The organism is Dysgonomonas termitidis, assembly GCF_042654545.1.
Lineage (GTDB): Bacteria > Bacteroidota > Bacteroidia > Bacteroidales > Dysgonomonadaceae > Dysgonomonas > Dysgonomonas termitidis.
The window spans coordinates 16429-40709 of sequence record NZ_JBHSGN010000045.1 but is presented as its reverse complement, the minus strand read 5'-3'; the positions used below and the strand labels follow the sequence as shown (position 1 = coordinate 40709).

The following is a 24281-nucleotide window of genomic DNA, read 5'->3' as shown; positions in this document are numbered from 1 at the left end:
CTTAATAACAATAAGGTCGATTGGTCAGGATTTGGAATTAGCGGAGGGATTAGTTTGAGTGCGTGGAAGAATTAGTACGAGGCACAAATGGATATAGCCAGGAGTAAAAATTGCCCTTTAACCATATTGTATCAATAAATATATGCTCATAAAAACATTAGTACGGTAAGTTACACATATTTTCTATTTTATCGGTTCCAAACAAATTATATTTGCAGATATAAATTCGATAAAGTATATACATAATACCAATGAAAAATTCAATCTTATTCTTATCTGTACTATCTTTAGTCGGGTGTACCGGTCGGCCTGAAAAAAAACCTAATATCATTGTTATTTTGGCAGACGATCTGGGCTTTGGAGATGTCAGCGCTTATGGGTCTGCAACGATTCACACTCCCAATATTGACAGGCTTGCTCATGGAGGCGTTTGCTTTACCAACGGATATGCTACTTCGGCAACTTCGACACCAAGCCGCTATGCATTAATGACGGGAATGTATCCATGGAAGAATAAAGAAGCTAAAATCCTTCCGGGTGATGCGCCTCTTATTATAGATGAAAACCAGTATACACTTCCTAAAATGATGCAAAACTGTGGTTATGCGACAGGAGCTATCGGTAAATGGCATTTAGGAATGGGTAATGGCAATGTAGATTGGAATAAAACAGTAAAACCGGGAGCAAAAGAGACCGGCTTCGATTATTCATGTCTGATTGCAGCAACAAATGACAGAGTACCCACAGTATATGTTGAAAACGGGGATGTCGTAAGCTTAGATCCTGCTGATCCAATAGAAGTTAGTTATGAAAAAAACTTTGAAGGCGAACCTACGGCTATATCCGATCCGGAAATGCTGAAAATGGGATGGGCACACGGGCACAACAATTCCATCGTTAACGGTATACCGCGAATTGGCTATATGAAAGGAGGAGAAAAAGCCCGTTGGAAAGATGAAGATATGGCCGATTATTTTATTGACAAAGTTAAAGGTTATATAACCGGACACAAAGATAAACCTTTCTTCTTATATTACGGCCTGCACGAACCTCATGTTCCTCGCGTACCTCATAAGCGTTTTGCCGGGAAAACAACGATGGGTCCCCGGGGTGATGCAATTATGGAAGCGGACTGGTGTGTAGGGGAATTATTGTCTCATTTGGAAAAAGAAGGACTTTTGGAAAATACCATCGTCATCTTTTCAAGCGACAACGGTCCGGTTCTGAATGATGGATATAATGACGGAGCAGCCGAACTGGTAGGGACACATTCTCCAAGCGGAGGACTTCGCGGGGGCAAATATAGCTTATTTGATGGAGGAACCCATGTACCTCTGTTTGTATACTGGAAGGGCAAAATCCAACCGGTAAAGTCTGACGCATTAATTTGTCAAATGGACATTCTGGCATCCTTTGGGAATCTGTTGGGTGCATCACTTCCCGAAGGTCTGGATAGCCGTAACTATTTAAGTGCTTTCCTTGGAAAAGAAATCCAGGCTCGCGAAAACCTTGTTGTCGAAGCTCAGGGACGGCTGGCATATCGTTCTGCAGACTGGATTATGATCCCTCCGTATAAAGGTTCTCAAAGAAACCTGACAGGGAACGAACTGGGAAACATAGACGAATTTGGTTTGTTCAATGTAAGATCGGACAAGGGGCAACAGACGAATGTAGCCGCACAGCATCCGGATATTCTTGAAAGATTGAAGCGGGAATTTTTTACACAAGTTGATGGCTTTTACACAAGCGAGGTAGAAGAAGAACCCCTAAAATAAAGTGAGTTATCTTTAGTCGCGATAAATAAAATTTTGTTTTAAACCGTAGATCAGAGAAAGTTCAACTCTGTGTTTACAACATATCCGGATATCATGACCGATTTCCCCACTAAGATATTGAATATAAAAAACACTTATGGAAATATATAATTAAACAATAAAAACATGAAAGCATCTATAGAACTATTACTTGTATTTATCATTCTGGTGTGTGTGAGTTGCAATACAACAAAAGAAAACAAAATATCTATACAACAGAATGAAATAGCGTTTGCCGACCCGACTATATTTGTCGAAAATAACAGATATTACCTTACAGGTACACGAAATGGGATTCCTCAGGGTTTTTCGATGTTGGAATCAACCGATCTGAAGGAGTGGAAAACCGCTAACGGAGATACACTTCAGTTGGTTTTACGCGAAGGCGCCTCTGCGTTTGGAGAGAGAGGTTTTTGGGCACCTCAGGTATTTAAGGAGGGCAGTAAATATTATATGACATATACCGCAAGTGAACACACGGCATTGGCATCTTCGAATTCGATATACGGCCCTTTCCAACAGGAAGAAGTTCGTCCGATCGATGAGAGTGCAAAAAATATAGATTCGTTTCTGTTTAAAGATTCTGATGGAAAATATTATCTCTACCACGTGCGCTTCAATAAAGGTAATTATCTGTGGGTAGCTGAATTCGATTTGCCAAATGGACGTATCAAAGCCGAAACGCTAAAAAAATGCTTTGACAATACCGAGCCTTGGGAAGCGACTCCTAATTATAAATCGGCCCCTGTGATGGAGGGACCTACTGTTGTTAAAATGGATGGAGTCTATTATCTGTTTTATTCTGCGAATCATTTCAAAAATATAGACTATGCAGTTGGCTATGCAACATCCAGATCTCCTTACGGGCCATGGGAGAAATATGCAGGCAATCCTATTATTCATCGAAGCATTGTCAACGAAAACGGCTCAGGACATGGTGATCTGTTCAAGGGCCTGAATGACCGCTATTATTATGTGTACCATGTACATAATTCCGACAGTGTAGTTCAACCCCGTAAAACACGCATTGTCCCTCTTATTATGAAAAAGAACCCCGAGAGAGGGATATATGATATATCTGTTGACCAATTAAATATTATTACTCCTAGAACCAATTAATTATTTTATCAGATTATTATGAGGAAAAACATAATTCTACCTTTAGCATTGGGGGGAGCGGTCTCTCCGCTGGCCACTACATACGCGCAGCAAACAACAGATAAGCCAAATATCGTACTGATTCTATTGGATGATGTCGGTTACTCGGATTTTGGATGCTATGGTTCCGAAATTGAAACTCCTAATATCGATAGGCTGGCTGAAAATGGAATTCGGTTACGTCATTTCTATAATCAGGCTCGCAGCGCACCTACCCGGGCTTCATTGATGACAGGATTATATCCACATCAGGTCGGGAATGGTGCCCTGGGCAAGATTCCGGGCTATAGTGCATATCAGGGGCATCCTAACGAAGAAAATGTGTTTATACCCGAAGTACTGAAATCTGCCGGATATTTTAATGTAATGACAGGTAAATGGCATCTGGGGCATTATCAGGGAGTAACGCCGATAAAACGTGGTTTCGACCGTTCATTAAATGCACCTTTCGGCGGTTTTTACTTCTCTACGGACGTTAAGAACCCCAAAAAGGCTAACGGAAATACTTTATTCCTGAATGATGAAAGGGTGGCTTTCGATGATCCACGCCTTCCCCCAAAGTGGTATTCTACGCATTTATGGACTAAATTCGGACTGGAGTTCATAGATGAAGCGATCGATAAGAAACAACCTTTCTTTTGGTATATGGCGCACAATGGCGCGCACTTCCCATTACAAGCTCCACAAAAAACTATTGATAAATATAAAGGGAAATATATGAAAGGTTGGGAAGAAATACGCAATGTACGCTTCAGAAAACAATTGGAAATGGGATTGTTTGAGCGACCTGACCAACTAACACCACGTAACCCAAAAGTCCCTGACTGGGAATCTTTGACACTGGAAGAAAAAGAACGCTATGATTTACAGATGGCCATTTATGCAGCTGTAATAGAAGAAGTAGACCGAAGTATCGGGGATGTGGTTAACCACCTGAAGAAGAAAGGCGTATTAGAAAATACATTGATCATTCTGCTCTCCGATAATGGAGGGAATGGAGAACCGGGTATAGAAGGTCGTTTTGCAGGCAAAAAGCCAGGTGCAGTGAATAGTACCGTTTTTCTTGGCGCTGCCTGGGCGGATGTCGCCAATACACCTTTTTTCCTCTATAAACATCACGGACATGAGGGTGGTTGTAATACTCCGTATATTATTTCCTATCCGAAGGGAATCGATAAAAGTTTGAACAATACCATCCGGAAAGATAGTTACGGTCATGTTATCGATATAATGCCTACGCTGGTCGAACTAACCCGTGCTGTTTACCCTGCTTCACGAGACGGACATAAAGTCCCACCGATGGAAGGTGAATCATTATTGCCTCTATTAAAAGGGCAGCAAGTAAATCAACTCAAACCGGTTATCGTCGAGCATGAAGGCAACAAAATGCTCCGTGAAGGTGACTGGAAGATCGTACAGGAATACAAAGAGCCTGATTGGAGATTATACAATCTGAAAAACGATCCTACTGAAATGAAGGACCTTGCAGAAAAAGAACCGGACATTCTGAGACAAATGGTCGGTAATTACACTAAAATGGCAAAACATATCGGAGTCGAAAGTGAAATTGAATTCAAAATCGGCAAATGGTATACTCCTGTAGAAGAATATCTAAAATAAAAACTATCACAATCTTTAATTTATAATATATGAAAAATAAGTATCACAAACTAGTTATTACAATACTCGCTGCTGCATGTTTTATGGGATGTCAGCAAGAAGATATAGTATATCCCGAGCCGAACGCGGAAATGGCTGCGACTTATCTGAATCTTGATGAACTGAGCCAATCGGCAATCGTTGTGCAAGGAACAGAAGGCGGCCATATATTGAAAGTGAAATCCGATGAGAAATGGGCGCTATCCAGTTCTCAGGCATGGTGTAGCCTTTCAGATACAGAGGGCTTCATGTATTCTCAGATATCCCTGTCATTTTCCGAAAATCCGTGGAACGAAGCCCGTACGACTACATTAACTTTCATCATCAATGAGACTCAGGTTCAAAAGAAAGTAACGATAGAGCAAAAAGCCAGTGAAATCACCCTTGCTACGGATGTTCCGGACCTGCAATATAACATAGGAGGAAGTGAGAAAAATATTGAATTGCAAACTAATGCCGTAGAGTGGACGGCGGAAATAATAGATGAAGCCACTAATGCTCCGGCTACATGGGGTTCTGTAACTCCTGCAACGGGAAAAGGCAAAACAACCCTAAAAGTTACTACCGAAAGTAATGGGACAAATACATTACGCAAGGCTAAACTTGTTTTTACAGCTGCCGATAAAACTTTAAGTATTCCAATTGTACAGGTTGAAAAGTTAGAAGCACCTGCCATTGCTCTCGAAGATAATGATGCATTCCTGCTTTCATGGGGTGAAATAACCGGCGTGGACGGCTATAAATTGAAATATACAACAAGCCTGGGTGAAAATACAATAGGCATCCCTTCAGGAACTACATCTTATGATCTCAGCCTCATCGACTGGAACGGATATGTAGGAATGGTTTCCGTGCAATTATTCTCTTATGCAGATGTAGGGGGAGGATCAATATCCCAGATGGGAAGCGAAATAATGGAAGTACACAACTTATTCGACGAGACCAGCGGAAATGGAGAAAAGGGTTCTGAATATATTATTACAAAACCCCGGCACTTGAAGAATGTTAGTAAGTATCTTGATAAACATTACAAACAGACGGCGGATATCGACTTGGCAGGCGTGGATTTTTCCCCTATTAGTGCCGACTTGGCAGCAAATGTCTATGCAGGCAATTTTACCGGAGTATATGATGCGGGTAAAGGTAATATAGTAGACACTGACACAAAACGTTCTTCCGGACAATATAAGATTAAGAACTGGACATTCAACAAGGGTGCTAATACTAATTGCGGTTTATTCGCTTCTATCGGGGCAGAAGGTATTGTACGTAATGTAAGTATTGAGAATCCGGTTATCACGGGAAAAGCAAAAGTCGGCGCTGTAGCAGGGAACTGTTTAGGTAAAGTTATATCCTGCCATACTACAGGCAGTACCGGGCGTCTTAATACAGCAGCAACTGCCGAAGCCGAAGTTCACCTTGGAGGAGTAGTCGGATATCTTTCCGAGAAAGGAGAAGTTTCTTTTTGTTCCAATACAGCGACGATCGAAGGTTCAGCCGGTTGTGTTGCGGGAGTTGTGGGAATGGTGATGCGTGATTCGAATAATGCCCCCTTCATCTCATATTGTATTAACAATGGCAATGTCATTTGCAACAGTAAATCGCCATTAGGAGGTGTTGTCGGCTCCATGGCCGGGACAGTAGGTGCAGAGTTGGTCAAAGTAACCGGTTGTATAAATAATGGAAATGTTTCCGGAAGCCAGGCTAATAACCAGGTCGGCGGCATTGTCGGCCGTTCAACTACCGATACTGAAATATCGCTATCTTACAATACCGGGTCTATTACCGCAGCAGGTTCGGCTGGAGGTATTATCGGCCGTATGGGCGGAACTAATGGGGGAACGATCAGGGATTGCTATAACACAGGCACGATTAAGAGTACGGGCACGGTTACGAATGGTAATAGTAATGCAGCAGGTATTCTTGCCACATGCACCCTGGCTGCAGGAGGAAATATGACTATCGAAAATTGCCATAATACAGGAACTATGCAGACCGCGAGCGGTATTTCCCAATATAACGGATTGTTCCATCGCACTGATGGCAAGCTTTCTCAGATAACGATGACGAGCTGCTATGCATTGAATGAGGAATCCAAACTTCAGAGCAACAGTAGTGATTCATTCCTCTCAGGAGGCGCTTCCGGCTATAAGAACCTGTCGGCAAACGAGATGAAAAACACTTCTTTGTTCACAGGTTGGAATTTCACTGCGGTTTGGAAAATGGGAAATGATTATCCGATATTACAGGCGTTATCAAAATAGAGATTAATAATCAATGAATATAATATTATGAAACAAAAGAATCGATTTAGATTGATAGGTAGGTATTTGGCCTTGTTGATCTGTTTAATAGGGTATGTATCGGCCGCATCAGCACAATCTCATAAAATAACAGGTGTGGTCGTTGATGAAGGGAACATACCTATTATCGGAGCTACGGTTCAAGTTAGAGGAACAACTAACGGGACCATTACAGACCTGGATGGGAATTTCACGTTGGAAGTAAAAAATTCAAAAGCTGTTCTGCAAGTATCATATATCGGATTTACTAATGTAGCTGTCCCGGTACTGTTGAATGAAAAGATGGTAATCACAATGGTAGAAAGTGCCCGCGACCTGAACGAAGTTGTCGTTATTGGTTATGGTACTGTTCGTAAATCGGATCTCTCCGGGTCGGTAAGTGCGATCAGTATGAAAGATGAGGCGGAAATTCTACCTATAACAAGCGTCGACCAGTTTTTACAGGGGCGCGTGTCCGGGGTCAATATTTCGTCCAATAGCGGCGCTCCCGGTGCAGGTATGAACATTCAGATCCGCGGAACTTCGACATTATCGGGTAACACGGCTCCGCTATATGTAGTTGACGGTTTCCCTATCGAAGCTGCTACAGCAAGTGTGAACGGCAGTACCTCCGAATTGAGCCAGCAACCGGCGATGAACCCGTTGGCTGCTATCAACCCAAATGATATTGAATCAATCCAGATTTTGAAAGACGCTTCAGCAACAGCCATTTATGGTTCACGTGCTACAAATGGAGTCATTCTTATTACCACTAAACAGGGGAAAACAGGGAAAATTAATATAAGCTATAATGTACGTCTCGATATTTCCTCTGTTGCCAAGCGCTACAACCTGTTGAACGCATATGAATATGGCCTTTATGAAAATGAACTGGATAGGACTTTTGAAGGATATGATATGCAGGGAAATGTTATTCCGGGCACAAAAGTTCCCAGACATACTGATGATATGCTGGAAAGATACAGGACATATTCAACCGATTGGCAGGATTTAATGTACGAAACTGCATTAACTCACGATCATCAGTTGGTGGTCAATGGAGGCAGTAATACAACCCAGTATAATATTACGGCCGGCTATACCAATCAGGAGGGGATTATAATGAATACCGGACTGGAACGTTATTCTTTCCGTCTCAATCTGAAATCTGAACTTGCCAAACGTTTGGTGTTGCAGGTGAATACAAGCTACTCTCAAACAGATCAGAAACAAACGTCGCATTCTCAGTCAGCCAGTATGAACCAGATGGTACGGCGTATTCTTACTACAAAACCGACATTAATGCCCGGTGATGTTGTTTATGAAGATGAGAATGTAGAATATGTTGCTGTCGACAACCCTTATATAATGGCTACTGAACTAAAGGACATCCTGAAACAAAACTTCTTCATTTTGAACGCATCTTTAAACTATAATCTAGGCAATGGGCTTTCCGCTAAGGCTGCAGGGAGTTTTAACCGTACAGACGGCGCGCGCTCAACCTATTATCCGATAGGTACCAATGCCGGAAACAGTGCCCACGGCCTGGCTTTCAGGGGGCAGGACGATCGACAGAATATTGTAATGGAAACTACTGTTAATTATGATCGCAAGTTCCAACAAAAACACCATATAAATGCTGTTGCGGGATATACCCATGAGAACCGCAAAAGAAATACTTTGGGAATTCAGGTAGGCGATTTTGCCAGCAATGACTTGCTATACCATGCTATAGGGGAAGGAACCAATACTATGGACAAATCCAGTTCTGTGATCCAGAGCAAACTTTCTTCTTTCTTGGGACGTGTGAATTATACATTGTATGACCGCTATATATTTACTGCCACTGGGCGCTACGACGGTTCTTCCCTGTTGGCAAGCGGAAATCAGTGGAGCTTTTTCCCCTCCTTTGCGGCTGCCTGGCGCGTCAATCAGGAAAGTTTCCTGAAAGATATAGAGCCAATTTCTAATATTAAATTCCGCCTGAGTTATGGTGTTACAGGTAATCAAAGTATTGCATATGCAGCTCCTCTGGCGATCATGGACCATGTCCGCTCATATTCGGGAGGTGCGGTAAATCATGGAATGGTAAACGGGAAACTTGAAAACCCCGATTTAGGTTGGGAAAATACGACCACTTATAATGGTGGAATAGACTTTGGTTTTGTAGACAACAGGTTCAGGATCACCGTGGATGCCTATAAACGCGTTACTAAAGATATGTTGATGAACTTCGGCCTGCCTTTGTCTTCCGGATATGGTTCTATACCATATAATATGGGACAAATGACAAACAAAGGTTTTGAATTGGAGGTAAGCGCCGATATCCTGACCGGCCCCGTAAAATGGACACTCGGAGGAAACATATATCTGAACCGCAATAAAGTGGATGAAGTAGGTGGGAATGAATTGTTAGGAACTTCTTATTTGGCAGGAGGCGGAGTATTCAGTCAAAGTATACATATTACCAAGGCGGGTTATCCGGTAGGTAGTTTCTATGGCTATGTAGTAGACGGTGTTTATCAGAATGAAGCGGAGGCAGAATTAGCCCCGTTCGATACTCCTCAGGCTACTCCCGGATCTTTACGATTCAAAGATATTAGCGGTCCTGATGGTCTGCCTGACGGAAAAATAACTTCCGATGATATGACGATTATTGGAAATGCGGAACCAAAGTTCAACTACGGCATTACTTCCGAATTAGCATGGAAGGGACTGTCTTTATCCATGATCTTCACTGGCCGCGCAGGGGGTGATATTGCCAATCTGAACCGTTATTTTCTTGATTCCTACACAGACAGTAGCGACAATATCCGTGCCGAGGCATGGAATGGCAGATGGCAAGGCGAAGGTACAAGCAATTTCTATCCGGCGGTAAACGGTTCGCAGGGCAGTTCTTATTTCAACAAGCGTTTTTCTACTTTCCTGCTGGAAGACGGTTCATATTTCCGCTTAAAAAATCTGACTCTTGCCTATCAGTTTAATGTGAAAAAACTGCAATGGCTACGCAATATACGTGTATTCGGAACCGCTACCAATGTATTTACAATCACCAATTATAGCGGTTATGATCCGGAAGTGAGTATAACCTCAGGGGCAATGTCGCCAAATGTCGATTATGCTGCTTATCCTTCCAGTCGGACTTATTCTTTTGGTGTAAATTTTGCCTTTTAACAATGAAATATTGAAAATATGAAGAAATATATATTATCCTTACTGATAGCGATACTTGCTTTTCCGAGCTGTCTGGACGTAGATATGGTAGACCGTATAGATAAAGAAGACGGTTTCTTCAAAACTGAAGATCACGCTTTGATGGCTATAAATGGAGTATATTCCACATTATATCAGTTCGCTTATCACAAAACGAACTGGCCTCTCATCCTCCCTACTTTCGAAGATGCGATGTTTTCCACAGGAACCGCAGTGCCGGCTACTGCTTCCAACAATACGCATAGTTCCGGTTCTGCCCCGGTCGTAAATTTTTGGGGAACACTTTACGATGGCATTAAAAATGCGAATGAAGTGATAGCAAAAGTTCCTTCTATAGAGTTTAAGAATCAAAATGATAAGAACCGCATTATAGCAGAAGCACATTTTCTGAGAGCACTCTATCATTACGATTTGATGCGCATGTTTGGTGGAGTCAACGGGATTCCTGTTGTTACCCAACCGGTGACCGGGATCGATAATGCCTATATCCCGCAGTCTCCTGCCGATAAGGTTTACGAATCGATTATAAATGATTTCAAATACGCAGCGGGAATGAACGACGATGACACGCCGCGCCTTCCTAAACGTTTAGATTCCGGCTATACAGTCGGACGTGTAACCAATGGAGCAGCCCATGCATTTCTGGCAGAAATATACCTGACTTTGGGAAAATGGAGAGATGCAGCCAATGAAGCACAAATAGTTATTGAATCCGATCAGTATGAACTTGTAAGCGATTACCGGAGCCTGTGGGATGTTGAACAAGAGTCCCTGGCACAAAAAGAGCATGTCTTTTTTGTTCCTTTCTTCCGTGATAAAGAAGCTGCTGCTGACGTATCATTAGGATCTAATATAGCACACTTATTTAATCCTAATGGAGTCGAGGTCGGAGGGAAACTTCTTTCAGGAAACCCTTATGGGAAAGGTGCGGGAGTACACAGGGTACAAAAATGGTTCATCAGATATTTCCAGGATGATCAGGGTAATCTGGGGTATAGCGATCCGCTTGTTGATGCATCGGTTGACGAAGGTAAATTAGTATCTAAAGACTACCGGATTGAAACTTCATTCTGGCGTCGTTTTCAGCAAAAGAATAATAATACAGGGGTATTGGGTAATATTGTGACATCATATCCTGCTGCCGGAGGAAATACACAGGAAAACTGGGGATATATCCGTAAATTCATCGACCCGCAAGGTATAAACAACCGTACAAATGAAAACGATATGCCGCGCTTGCGTTTGTCTGATATGTACCTGATAAAGGCAGAAGCATTGAACGAGCTGGGAGAATATACCGATGCGTGCAAAGCTATAGATATGGTGCGTGAACGCGCACGTAAAGCAAATGGAACTCAACGTAATTATCCTAAATATATAGGGTTGGATAAAGCAGATAACATCGGGCGTACGTTGACTAAACAGGAATTCCGCTGGCTGGTATTTATGGAACGAGGTCTGGAATTTGCAGGGGAACAGAAACGCTGGTTCGACCTCATCCGTATGAAGTATGATGAAAATACATCGATGTATGATTATATGAAAGATACTTTCATCCCGTCTCTACCCGCAGCCGATGTGCAAAAGCAAGGCGTTATGGCCGAAAGGAAAAAGTATTTTCCGGTTCCTTTTGCGGAAATTACCCGTAACGATGGAGTACAGCAGAATCCCGGATATTGATTTTACTGTTGTGAAATAATAAGAATACAACTTTAATAAATTGCTTAATAGTAAAGTAAAAGGACATCTATACGCGATGTCCTTTTGCTTTTTATTTTAAATGTTTGATAAATTCTGTCGGCGTCACATTAAACTCTTTTTTAAAGCATTTGGTAAAATAATTGGGGTCGGTCATTCCCACAGCATAGGACGCTTCCGAAACATTCATGCCATTCTGCAAATGAATCCGGGCTTCTTTCATCCTGATAGTCCTCATAAATTGAGTTATGGAGCATCCGGTCAACGATTTAAGTTTTGTATGCAATAAACTCCGGCTTATTTTCATATGATTGATAATTTCTGTAACTCCAAAGTCTTCATCTTGGATATTAGCCATTATCAGGTCTACCAGTTCTTTCATAAAAACGCCATCACGCGGACTATTCGTAATTTGCGTGATGTTCAGTTTTTCAATCCGCTTGAAATATTCAATATTGCGTTTCCTGTTAGTTCGTATATTCTGAACCAACAATTCCAGATTATGCGCATTGAAAGGTTTTGTAATATACGCATCGGCCCCTTTCATATATCCCTGAGTATGGTCTGCCTCATCTGTCTTTGCCGTCAGCAGAATTACCGGAATATGGCTGGTATTTAGATCCTGCTTGATATGTTCAGTCAGTTCCAGACCATCCACTGTCGGCATCATAACATCGGTGATGATCAGGTCAGGCAATTGCTTTTTTAACAGCTTCATCGCTTCGGCGCCATCGTAAGCCCTGAGTACCTCATAATCTTTGCTGAATATTTCGGTCAGATAATCATTTATTTCTTTATTGTCTTCTACAATAAGGATGCTTTCTCTGACAGTTGCGCCATCTTGTTTCACGGATATCAGTTGATCCGGAATCAGCTCGATGGTTTCTTTCATGTGCAAATTATATTTACGGATTTCTTCAGACGTGATATTCTCCATCGATCTTTCCGAAAGGCTATATGCCGATTCTGAAACATTCAGGTTGACAACGAATTCCGAACCCTTACCGAGTTCACTCTCTACCCTGATATTTCCTTTATGCATCTGGATAAGCGATTTTGTAAGAGACAATCCCACCCCGAAACCCTTTCTGTGATCTTTTTTCTCTACCTGATAATAGCTATCGAAGATTTTGTCCTGTGCCTCCTTTGGAATTCCTCTTCCGCTATCTTTCACTAAAATTTCGACAAAGGTTTCCGATTCTTTTTTTATTAATTTGGCGCTAAGCTTTACGTAATCGCCCGGCTGAGTGTATTTAAAGGCATTGGATAACAGATTGTATATAATGCGTTCCAGTTTGGAGGGAGAGAACCAAACCTCTTCATCTGTTTCCTCGAGGCTAACGATGAAATCAATTTCCTTGTCTTTGGAGATTATATCGAAGATATGGGATAATTCGTCCAGAAAACGCATGATATTCCCTTTTCTGACATTTATCTCCATTTGGTTCATTTCTATCTTGCTGAAAGTGAGTAGTTCGTCGATGAGGTAGTGCATCCTGTTGGCATTATGATAGATCACTTCCAGTTTTTCACGGTGATTGTTACTGATTTGTCCTTGTTCAATAAGTCGCTGGAGAGGCGATAAGATCAGTGTCAACGGAGTTTTCAGATCATGTGAGACATAAGTAAAGAAATTAATCTTCGATCGGTTCATTTCCTCCATATTCACCCTTTGTTCGTGTTCTGTTTTCAATCTCATAAGAAGGATCAAGCGGGCTTTGGTATATTTATAACCCAAATAAATAATACACAGGACCAATGCCGCATATATCAGATATGCCCACGGAGAAAGCCACCATGGAGGAAGTACTTCTATCGCCAATGTTTTCTGCCCCTTTTCATCCCAATTGATGCCATCGCTGCTGGCTTTGATCCTTAATGTATAATTGCCGGAAGGGAGATTCGAAAACCTCACCTGATGCTGGTTCCCGACTAGTTGCCATTCTTTATCAATGCCTTCCAGTATCATGGCATATTGTGTTTTATCTTTATATTGATAATTAAGCCCGGAATATTCGATGCGTATAGATTGCGCCTGTTTATGCGTAAGTATTATCGCGTCACTTTCGGAGATAGAAGCTGGTAATAGTGCATCAGGATTGCTTGGAGACAGGAAATTGTTGTTACTCCATATTTCGGTCAGGGCAATATTGAAGTGCGGTTCTACGGGGTGTACCTGATCGGGATAGAATGAGATCATCCCGTTTATTGTCCCGAAAAATAATTCGCCGTCAGGCGTTTTGCAGACGGAAGAGTAATTGAACTGATTGGTCGGTAATCCATCGGCTATAGTATATATGTTGATCTGTCCGCTTTTAGGTTGAATGTTACATAAGCCGTTATCCGTTCCTAGCCATATACTGTTCTGGTCGTCTTCTATGATACCTTTTATGGCATTCGAACCTAATTCTTTTTTGGAATAGCTCCTTAATTTTTCACCTTTCTTATTCAGAACAAACAGCCCGTCATTATTAGTGCCCATCCAAATGCTTTCTTTCGAATCCATATAAAGGAAAGTCACGTATAGCTTATCATACGAAAATTGCGGAATCGGTGTTTCTTTCTCAGTATATTTATTTATTTGATGGACTCCGTTTATCCGGCTTCCGGTCCATAAAATGCTATCATTCAGATTGAGCATGCAGAAGACAGGGAGGGAGGATATTTTTTTTAGCCGGAATTCGCCGTGCTGCTTTGTCAGTGTAAACAACCCGGAAGGGCCTCCATACCATATTTTACCGGTTTGATCTTCAACAATACAGAATCCGGATGAATTTTCTCCGATGCCACGATTGAATGAAAGAGTTTTATGTTCTTTAGGTATATGGTATTTCATTCCCCTGAGAAACAGGCCAATCCATAGGTTCTGGTGGCTGTCTATCAATAAAGAATGGATATTCCGGTTTTTTATATCCATTTGTTTTTGAATTTGCTCCGATCGTGTAATCTCCCGGTTGCCGTTCAAATAGTTTAGTCCGCCATCTTCGGTAGCTATATAAAGGCCGTTGTCAGGAGCATTGATAATCTGACGCACCGCTTTTCCGCTAAGATGATTGGAAGAGTTGCCGTAAGGGTAAATCCGGAATTGGTCTGAGTTATATACAAAATAATTTACTCCCCCGAAATAGGTCCCGACCCACATATTATTGTTCGAATCTTCGAAAAGGCTATAAATAGGAGAGTCGTTCAGATTGCTTAGATCGCTCTCAGACTGCTTGTAATTAGCGATTAGCCGGAAAGTCTGGTCATAAACAAAAATACCGTTTTCGGAGCCTACCCAGATATTATTTAAACAATCGGTAGTTGCACATCTGAACTGCCTGATTTCCTCAGTTGAAGTAAGGGTATATAAGGAGTTATTATTGATATTGTAAATGAAAACCTCTTGGGTTGTTGCGAATAACAACTGGTTATTCGGTAACATAACCAGATTGATGCATTTTTTGAGAAATGGCCTGATAATTGATGATAAGGGTTCGAATTGTTCTTTTTTAAGATTATAACGTTTTAATTCTTTATTGGTATTTATCCATAAAATACCATTTGAGTCTTCTACCAGTCCGCGGATATTCTCGCCTCTATTATCACATAATATAAACGGGATGAACAGGTTGTTTTTTTCATCATATTGAAAGATACCATTGCTGCATCCGGCCAGAAATTTATTAGTGGAAGTATTTAGGAATAAAACGTTATTCCTGCTGTTTCCTTCAATATGGTAGCATGTAAATTTTTCATTTTGCGGATTGTATTTACATATTCCCTGCTCTGTGGAAATCCAGAGGGTATTCCGATAACGATCATTGTATAATCTGGTGATAAAATCATGGCTTATAGAGGAAGAATCACCCTCTTCATGAACAAACTTGGTTATATTATACCCATCGTATCTGCATAGGCCGTTCCTGGTTCCGAACCACATAAACCCTTTACTGTCCTGCGATATGGCGTTGACTGTACTGTGTGCCAGTCCCTCGGTAATACTTAACTGTTTGAACCGTATATTGTTGTATTGTATTTTCCCTTCTGTAGAGGCAGGAAAGAGCAGGAAGAAGATACAAACTGCAGTTAAAATGTGATTCTTGTAAACAATCTTTTCCATCTATAATTATACTCCTTGATTAGACTATCTAAGATAAGGATTTTTACCAGTGTTTTATAGCACAAATATATATTCTACTAGTAATTATGTGTACAATAACGATTTTTCGAACCTGTTAAATACATGATTGCTAACATTGAAGAAAAATTTACGGATACTGACTGCTTGAAATCTTTAAATTTGTGTCATAAATCAAATGACAAAACCATGAAAACAGTTTTTTGCGGAATAACATTGAGTTGCCTGTGCTGTTTTATATTTGCACAGCCAATAGCAGGCCAAACAAATAACATCAATGAGGGTGTTTTGCATATTAACAAAAAAAAGACGACCAAAGTAAGTCCTGTAAAATACGGATTCCATTATGAAGAAATAGGGATGATGGGAGAAGGTGCCCTGCACGCCGAAATGATCCGGAACCGTTCGTTCGAGGAGGCGACTCCCCCTGCAGATTTAGCGGTTAAAAACGGACTATATCAGGATGTACCCAATCCTTTGGGGAAAAATAAAGATGTGTTTCATGCAGATCCTCTAATCGGGTGGATTACCTATCCGTTTTCCTATGCTCCTATATTTATCGAACGCACATCAGAGAATCCGTTAAATGAAGAGAACAAATATTCGATGCTTGTCAATGTGACCGCCGATATTGCGAATGACCCCGAAGCGATGATCTTGAACAGGGGATATTATGGAATGAATCTGCGAAAGGATTCGGTCTATAACATTTCCCTGTATGTAAAAAGCCTGGATTATAAAGCTTCCCTGCAAATAACGCTGGTAGATGAACTGGGAAAACCGGCCAGTGCACCCATTGTTCTGGATGTGAAGAATAAAGAATGGACGAAGGTGAGCGGAGCATTGAAGCCGAACCGGAGTGTAAAACGAGGCATGCTGGCAATCAGGCCGCTGTCTGTTGGAAGATTTCAGTTGGATGTCGTCTCTATGTTTCCTTCCTATACATGGAATAATGGAAAGTCTGTTTTCCGTGCCGATATTGTGCAGAACCTGAAAGAGTATGCTCCCGATTTTATCCGCTTTCCCGGTGGATGTATTGTCCATGGAGTGAATGAGGCTACGATGTATCACTGGAAAAAAACGATAGGGCCGATAGAGAACCGTCCGGGCCAATGGAGCAAATGGGCGCCTTATTACCGTACCGATGGAATCGGTTATCATGAGTTTTACGAACTATGCGAGTATGTAGGAGCCGATGCCATGTATGTGGTTCCTACAGGAATGGTGTGCACGGGCTGGGTAAGACAAAAGTCTCCGTGGAACTTTATACAGCCCGAAGTCGATCTGGATGCTTACATTCAGGATGCACTGGATGCAATAGAATATGCGATTGGCACCACTACAACCAAATGGGGTGCGCTACGTGCCCGGAACGGACATCCTGAGCCTTTTCCTTTAAAATATATCGAAATAGGGAACGAGGATTTCGGCCCTGTCTATTGGGAGCGTTATGAAAAGATTTATCAAGCACTCCACAAAGTATATCCTGATTTGATTTATATAGCAAATAGTATCATTGGTAAAGAAAATGATGATAAGCGCAGCGATATTGCCAGATTTGTAAACCCGAAAAATGTAAAAGTATTCGACGAACACCATTACCAGCCGGTTGAATGGGCTTGTGAACAGCATTATCGTTTTGATAATTATGAACGGGGCGTGGCTGACTTATTTATCGGAGAGTTGGGTATCGACGGAAGATATCCTTACAATTTGCTGGCCAGCGGTGCCGTAAGAATGTCACTGGAACGCAACGGCGATATGAATCCGTTATTGGCAGAGCGTCCGGTGATGCGTCATTGGGATTTTATGGAACAGCGTAATATGCAACCGATGCTAATAAATGGTATAGATTGCAGTATCAAAACGCCTTTCTATTATTTATCGGAAATGTTTAGAGATAACACATTCGATGTTTGCCTGGATGCGGGTATAAGGGGAATGACAGGTTTGCAGGATGTGTTTGTTACTATGGGTTACGATAGTAAGAGTAAAGAATACATACTGAAATTGATTAACTTAAGAAAAAAGGAAGCTGTGCTTCGAACAGAAGTGAATGGCTTCGGGAAAAATATACAGGCACAAAAGATCATATTGAGTTTAGAACCTGATAAAAGCAATACTCCGCAGACACCGGAGGTGGTAAAGCCGGTTCAGTCGGTTACTACACTGAACTTGGACAGGGATTTGAAGATCGAAGCTACTTCCATGGTCGTATACCGTTTTAAATAAATGATGAATATGAAAAATACGGCTTTAAGCATTGCGGGCTTAGCTCTACCGGTTTTGTGCGCGCCACTAATAGCGCAAACAGGAAAACCGAATATTGTTGTAATTATGACAGATCAGCAGCGCGCTGACCTGTGTGGCAGGGAAGGTTTTCCTTTGGATGTAACACCTTTTGTAGACCGATTGGCTAAAGAGGGCGTGTGGTTCGATAAAGCATATACGGTAGCGCCGGCCAGTTCTCCGGCCCGTTGCTCCATGCTTACCGGGCGTTTCCCTTCGGCAACTCATGTACGTACAAATCACAATGTTCCTGATATATACTTCGATAAAGATTTAGCTGGTGTATTGAAGGAAAACGGATATAAGACAGCACTTGTAGGCAAGAACCATTCTTATCTGAAACCTTCCGACTTGTCTTTCTGGTCAGAATACGGACATTGGGGCAAGAATAAAAAGATAACTCCCGGAGATAAAGAAACTGCCCGTTTCTTAAATCAGGAAGCAAAGGGCCAATGGCTGGAACCTTCCCCGATACCTTTAGAGGAGCAGCTGCCAACAAAGATCGTGGATGAAACATTAACCTGGATTGAATCTCAGAAAGACAATCCGTTCTTTGTTTGGGTATCTTTTCCGGAACCTCACAACCCATATCAGGTATGCGAGCCTTATTATTCCATGTTTTCACCGGATAAACTCCCGCTCTTGAAAACATCCCGTAAAGATTTGGAGAAAAAAGGAGAGAAGTACCGTATCCTGGCGCAACTGGAAGATGAATCCTGCCCGAATCTGGAAAAAGACTTACCGAGAATCCGGGCTAACTATATCGGAATGATACGACTGATAGACGATCAGGTAAAAAGGCTGATAGAATCATTAAAGGCAAGCGGTCAATTTGAAAATACCGTATTTGTAATCCTGTCCGATCATGGCGACTATTGGGGAGAATATGGTTTGATTCGTAAGGGAGCCGGACTTTCGGAAAGTCTGAGCCGTATTCCGATGGTATGGGCAGGTTATCAGATAAAGAGACAGATTGCTCCTATGGTTGGTCATGTGTCGATTGCCGATCTTTTTCCAACTTTTTGTTCCGTTATCGGTGCTCAAATCCCGGCGGGTGTTCAGGGACGCAGCCTATGGCCTATGCTGACAGGAAAAACATATCCCAAAGAGGAATTCTCCAGTATTGTAGTACAACAGGGTTTTGGAGGTGCCAATGTTCCATTGGATTCATCACTCACCTTCGAACAGGAAGGTGCTTTAACACCGGGAAAAATAGCACATTTCGATGAACTGAACACATGGACACAAAGCGGTACATCACGGATGATAAGGAAAGGTGACTGGAAACTGGTTATGGATAATTATGGTAAAGGAGAACTATACAACCTGAAAAAAGACCCATCGGAAATACATAATTTATTCGGAGACAAGAAATACAGTATTGTTCAGACAGAACTTCTTGCGGGATTGGTAACCTGGGAATTACGTTTGCAAGACCCGTTGCCTCTTCCACGGAAGCGTTATCATTTTAAGCAAAATCCATATAACTATCTTCTCTCAGATTTGGAATGAATCAAAAGAGTATACATCTACAGATATTAAAAAAGATTATAACATATGAAATTTATTTTACGATCAGCCTTTATCTCAGTAACAGTATTCATCACAGCCTGTACGGCATCGCCGCAATCATACGGTGTTGCCGATACGAAAGCCCCGGAGCTGCATGTTCCTAAGTCCGTCAGACCTGCATTCGATTATTGGATGCGCGATACATGGAGTACACTCGGGCCGGATGGCTATTATTATATCACTGGTACCACTTCTACTCCCGATCGCCAGTTTCCCGGGCAAAGACACTGCTGGGACTGGAACGATGGCTTGTATCTCTGGCGTTCCAAAGACATGAAGTCTTGGGAGGCAATGGGGCGGATTTGGTCGATGGAGAAGGACGGAACATGGCAGAAAGAGCCGAAAGTATATAAAGAGGGCGAAAAATATCAGAAAAAATCTCTTAACGACGATCCTCTCGATAACCGTTTTCATGCAGTATGGGCTCCTGAACTGCACTATATAAAAAGTGCGAAAAACTGGTTTATAGTAGCTTGCCTGAATGAATCGGCGGGAGGAAGAGGTTCTTTTATTTTGCAGAGTACTACCGGCAAACCGGAAGGACCTTATGAGAATATAGAAGGCAATAAGGATAGAGCAATCTATCCGAATATTGACGGAAGCTTATTCGAAGACACCGATGGCACTGTCTATTTTGTAGGGCACAACCATTATATAGCACGTATGAAGCCGGATATGAGTGGTCTAGATGAAGAAATTGTAATGCTGAAAGAGACAAAATTCGAACCTGAACCATATTGTGAGGGAGCGTTTATTTTCAGGCACGATGGAAAATACCATTTGGTACAGGCTATCTGGGCACACCGTACGGCGGAAGGAGACACATATGTGGAAAAAGAAGGCCTGACAAATAAGAAAACCCGTTATAGCTACGATTGTGTCATCGCTACTGCCGACAATGTATACGGGCCTTATGGTAAGCGTTATAACGCCATTACAGGCGGGGGACACAACAATTTGTTTCAAGATAAGGACGGTAACTGGTGGGCGACTATGTTTTTCAATCCGCGCGGAGCACAAGCTGCCGAATACGATGTAACCTGCCGCCCCGGACTGATCCCGATGCTTTACGAAAACGGCAAGTTCAAACCCAATCATAATTATCAGGAAAAATGAAAATACCATTATTAATTACCGGAGGACTAGTCTTGGGAGCAATGGCTTACGCACAGGATAAACCTAATATCATCATTATATTAGCGGACGATGTGGGTTTTTCTGATATTGGTTGCTTTGGAGGCGAGATACAGACTCCTGTCCTCGACAAAATGGCAAAGGAGGGTATGAGGATGACCCAGATGTATAACAGTGCGCGCAGTTGCCCGTCACGGGCAAATCTGCTGACAGGACTTTACCCGCACCAGACAGGATTAGGGCACATGGATGCTATTCGTCCTGCATGGCCGAAAGGATACGCGGGTTTCCGCTCCAACTCGGACAATGTTACTATTGCCGAGGTACTTAAGGATGCCGGATACTTTACCGCAATGTCTGGCAAATGGCACCTGGGAAGAACGGCTGATCCGGTAGAACGGGGTTTTCAGGAGTATTACGGACTGCTGGGCGGCTTCAATTCCTTTTGGAATCCTGAAGTATACTCACGTTTGCCGGAAGGCCGGATACTCCGCCAGTACAAAGATGGGGAGTTTTATGCTACGAATGTAATAACCGACTATGCTATAGACTTCATAAATCAGGCGCATCAGGAGGAAAAGCCGTTATTTATGTATCTGGCTTATAATGCTCCGCATTTTCCCTTGCACGCTCCCAAAGAAGTGACCGACAAGTATATGCAAACCTATTTGCAGGGCTGGGATAAAATCCGGGACCAACGTTGGAAGCGGATCGTGGATATGAAACTAATGCAGGGAAAACCGGAACTTAGTCCAAGAGGCATTGTTCCTGAGAGTCTGTTCGAAGATGAGACACATCCGCTGCCGGCATGGAATTCACTGACTAAAGAACAGCAGGCCGATCTGGCGCGCCGCATGGCCATCTATGCGGCAATGGTAGATATTATGGATGCCAATATCGGCCGGGTACTGGAAACCCTGCAAAAGAACGGGGCACTGGATAATACATTTATCATGTTTATGTCCGACAACGGAGCTTGCGCCGAATGGCATGAGTTTGGGTTTGACAAACAGACCGGAACGGAATACCACACACATACAGGTGAAGAATTGGACCGGATGGGGCTTCCCGGTACCTATCATCACTATGGAACCGGTTGGGCGAATGTATGTTGTACTCCATTCTCTCTTTACAAGCATTATGCACATGAAGGAGGCATTTCTACACCTTGTATTATCCGATGGGGTGACAATATTAAATCCAAAGGAGGAATAGACCACCAACCGGCGCAATTCTCAGATATTATGTCAACTTGTATCGAATTGGCCGGAACAACATATCCCGATGAGTACGAAGGCAGAAAGATCATACCGACACCGGGTAGATCCGTTCTTCCGATAATACGGGGCACAGATATGCCGGAACGCTATATTTATGCAGAGCATGAAGGTAACCGCATGGTGCGAAAAGGTGATTGGAAACTTGTTTCAGCGAACTTTAAAGGCGACGAATGGGAACTCTATAACATCAAGGAAGACCGGACTGAACTGCATAATCTGATAAAGACGTATCCCAAAATGGCGGAAGAACTTGAAAATGCCTATTTTAAATGGGCGGATAAAAGCGATGTGCTCTACTTCCCTAAAGTATGGAATACATATAACAAGGGACGCCAGAAAGACTTTAGGGAAAATAAACTAAAATAAACGTGATGAATAAAAAGTGTCTATTGGCCTTACACGGCGGATGCGCGAAAATTGGCAACTATGTTAAAATCTGACACTTCTGACATTTTTCAGCTTTTATCTGATAGCGGTAATCAGTTAACAGTAAACAGTTAGCAGTCAACAGTAAACCAACTTGTAACTCGTAACTTTCTTAAAAAGTAACAAAGGTAACACTTTTTTCAGTGAACAATAAACAGTATTAACAGTAAACAGTCATCAGTATCGTGGTCTGTCATGCTGAGGGAAACGAAGCATCTCGTCAGGGAGTAGTTAACTCCCGCTGGCGCGGACTTCCAGTCCGTGTCTTGTTGACAGTTCAAAAATGTTTGCTACGCAACACACAGACGAGACGTCTGCGCGAGCGGGTGAGAGAAACGAAGCATCCCGTCAGAGAGTAGTAAACAACCTGTCTCTCGTATCTTTCTCCCAAAAGGTAACAAAGGTAACAGTATTTTCAGTCATCAGTCAACAACTCGTAAGATGTAAAACTTTGCGCCTTTGCGTCTTTGCGTGAAACAAAACAAAACGTCAGCCAACTTGTAACTCGTAACTACCCGAAGGGCGAAGAAATAACATTCGCCGAAGCGAAGGCGAGGCAAACTCGTAACTACTTTAATCAATACTTCAAAGAACTATAAGCTAACAGCCAAAGGTTATAGGCTCTAATTATATAGATAAAGTTTTCAAGAGATATTACTATTCATTCTGCATATTACATCTTTGATTTAAACCTTAAAATATCTATCTTTGAAAATCTGATTTTTAAAATTTGATCAAAATGATAAACACCCGTCAATTATTAGTGGCAAGTGCTTTGCTGCTGTTTACATGTGTAAATATGAATGCTCAGAAGATCGTGAAATTGTGGGAAACAAATCCCCCGACAAGTAATGAAATAACAGAGGCCGAAAGGTATGAGAGAAACGGAGGCTGGGTTACAAATGTGTCTGCTCCCGATCTGACTATCTATCAGCCGGATAAAGCAAAAAACACAGGTATGACAGTTGTGATATGTCCCGGAGGGGGCTATTCCGGGCTGGCTATAGAACACGAGGGGGTGATGTTTGCTAAATGGCTGAATGAGCAGGGTATAACCGCCGCCATTCTTAAATACCGGATGCCGAACAAACATAAGGAAATACCATTGGATGATGCGCAACAGGCGATACGTTATGTGCGCGAACATGCCGGCGATCTGGGTATTGACGCCGATAAAGTCGGTATTGCAGGCTTTTCTGCGGGCGGACATCTGGCCGCGACGGCTTCTACTCATTATGCAATAAAGGGAACAAGCACAAGGCCTGATTTTTCAATCCTTTTTTATCCGGTAATAACAATGGAAGTAGCTACCCATGGAGGGTCCAAATTAAATTTATTGGGAGATAAACCTTCGGCTGCCGATATGCATACTTTTTCGAACGAAAAACAGATAAATGTGAACACTCCGCCTGCAATATTGTTATTGAGTGATGACGATAGGACCGTACCGCCGGCTAATAGTACATCATATTACAATGCCCTGAAGCAGAATAATGTACCTGCCGCCATGTATATATTCCCCGAAGGCGGTCATGGCTGGGGTATGAGAGAAAATTTCAAATATCATACACAGATGCTGGACCTGTTGGGTACATGGCTGAAAGATATACAAAACAAACAGTAATATTTTATACAA

The 24281-nt window shown here is 42.2% G+C and carries 12 protein-coding genes; 11 read left to right on the top strand and 1 reads right to left on the bottom strand.

Annotated features, from left to right (window positions below):
• Positions 1-251 precede the first annotated feature (251 nt).
• The 6 genes from ACFO6W_RS05255 (at position 252) to ACFO6W_RS05230 (ending at position 11806) form a co-directional block, all read left to right on the top strand.
• Positions 252-1775 carry a sulfatase-like hydrolase/transferase gene (locus ACFO6W_RS05255; RefSeq protein ID WP_379994324.1) on the top strand — a complete coding sequence of 508 codons (1524 nt, stop codon included), beginning with the start codon at positions 252-254 and terminating at the stop codon, positions 1773-1775.
• Between the two features lie 165 nt (positions 1776-1940).
• Positions 1941-2933, top strand: a complete 993-nt coding sequence (locus ACFO6W_RS05250; protein ID WP_379994323.1) for a glycoside hydrolase family 43 protein — start codon at positions 1941-1943, stop codon at positions 2931-2933.
• A gap of 18 nt (positions 2934-2951) precedes the next feature.
• A complete protein-coding gene (locus tag ACFO6W_RS05245; RefSeq protein WP_379994322.1) occupies positions 2952-4592 on the top strand; it encodes an arylsulfatase in 1641 nt (546 codons plus the stop codon).
• 29 nt (positions 4593-4621) lie between these two features.
• A complete protein-coding gene (locus ACFO6W_RS05240; RefSeq protein ID WP_379994321.1) occupies positions 4622-6895 on the top strand; it encodes a BACON domain-containing protein in 2274 nt (757 codons plus the stop codon).
• Positions 6896-6922: 27 nt separating this feature from the next.
• On the top strand, positions 6923-10087 hold the full coding sequence (locus ACFO6W_RS05235; RefSeq protein ID WP_379994320.1) for a SusC/RagA family TonB-linked outer membrane protein: 3165 nt from the start codon (positions 6923-6925) through the stop codon (positions 10085-10087).
• 18 nt (positions 10088-10105) lie between these two features.
• Positions 10106-11806, top strand: a complete 1701-nt coding sequence (locus ACFO6W_RS05230; protein ID WP_379994319.1) for a RagB/SusD family nutrient uptake outer membrane protein — start codon at positions 10106-10108, stop codon at positions 11804-11806.
• A 91-nt stretch (positions 11807-11897) separates the two neighbouring features.
• Here the strand turns inward: ACFO6W_RS05230 and ACFO6W_RS05225 are convergent, their stop codons facing one another.
• Positions 11898-15926 carry a hybrid sensor histidine kinase/response regulator transcription factor gene (locus tag ACFO6W_RS05225; protein ID WP_379994318.1) on the bottom strand — a complete coding sequence of 1343 codons (4029 nt, stop codon included), beginning with the start codon at positions 15924-15926 and terminating at the stop codon, positions 11898-11900.
• Between the two features lie 207 nt (positions 15927-16133).
• Between ACFO6W_RS05225 and ACFO6W_RS05220 the strand changes: the two genes are divergently transcribed.
• From ACFO6W_RS05220 to ACFO6W_RS05200, 5 genes are all read left to right on the top strand, one after another.
• Positions 16134-18176, top strand: coding sequence for an alpha-L-arabinofuranosidase C-terminal domain-containing protein (locus ACFO6W_RS05220; RefSeq protein ID WP_379994317.1), 2043 nt, complete (start codon positions 16134-16136; stop codon positions 18174-18176).
• 9 nt (positions 18177-18185) lie between these two features.
• Complete coding sequence (locus tag ACFO6W_RS05215; RefSeq protein WP_379994316.1) at positions 18186-19745, top strand: sulfatase family protein; 1560 nt, start codon at positions 18186-18188, stop codon at positions 19743-19745.
• Between the two features lie 45 nt (positions 19746-19790).
• A complete protein-coding gene (locus ACFO6W_RS05210; protein ID WP_379994315.1) occupies positions 19791-20921 on the top strand; it encodes a family 43 glycosylhydrolase in 1131 nt (376 codons plus the stop codon).
• Positions 20918-22585, top strand: coding sequence for an arylsulfatase (locus ACFO6W_RS05205; RefSeq protein ID WP_379994314.1), 1668 nt, complete (start codon positions 20918-20920; stop codon positions 22583-22585). Before ACFO6W_RS05210 ends, ACFO6W_RS05205 begins: the two co-directional genes overlap by 4 nt.
• Before the next feature lie 799 nt (positions 22586-23384).
• Positions 23385-24269, top strand: a complete 885-nt coding sequence (locus tag ACFO6W_RS05200) for an alpha/beta hydrolase (protein WP_379994313.1) — start codon at positions 23385-23387, stop codon at positions 24267-24269.
• The last annotated feature ends 12 nt before the right edge of the window (positions 24270-24281 follow it).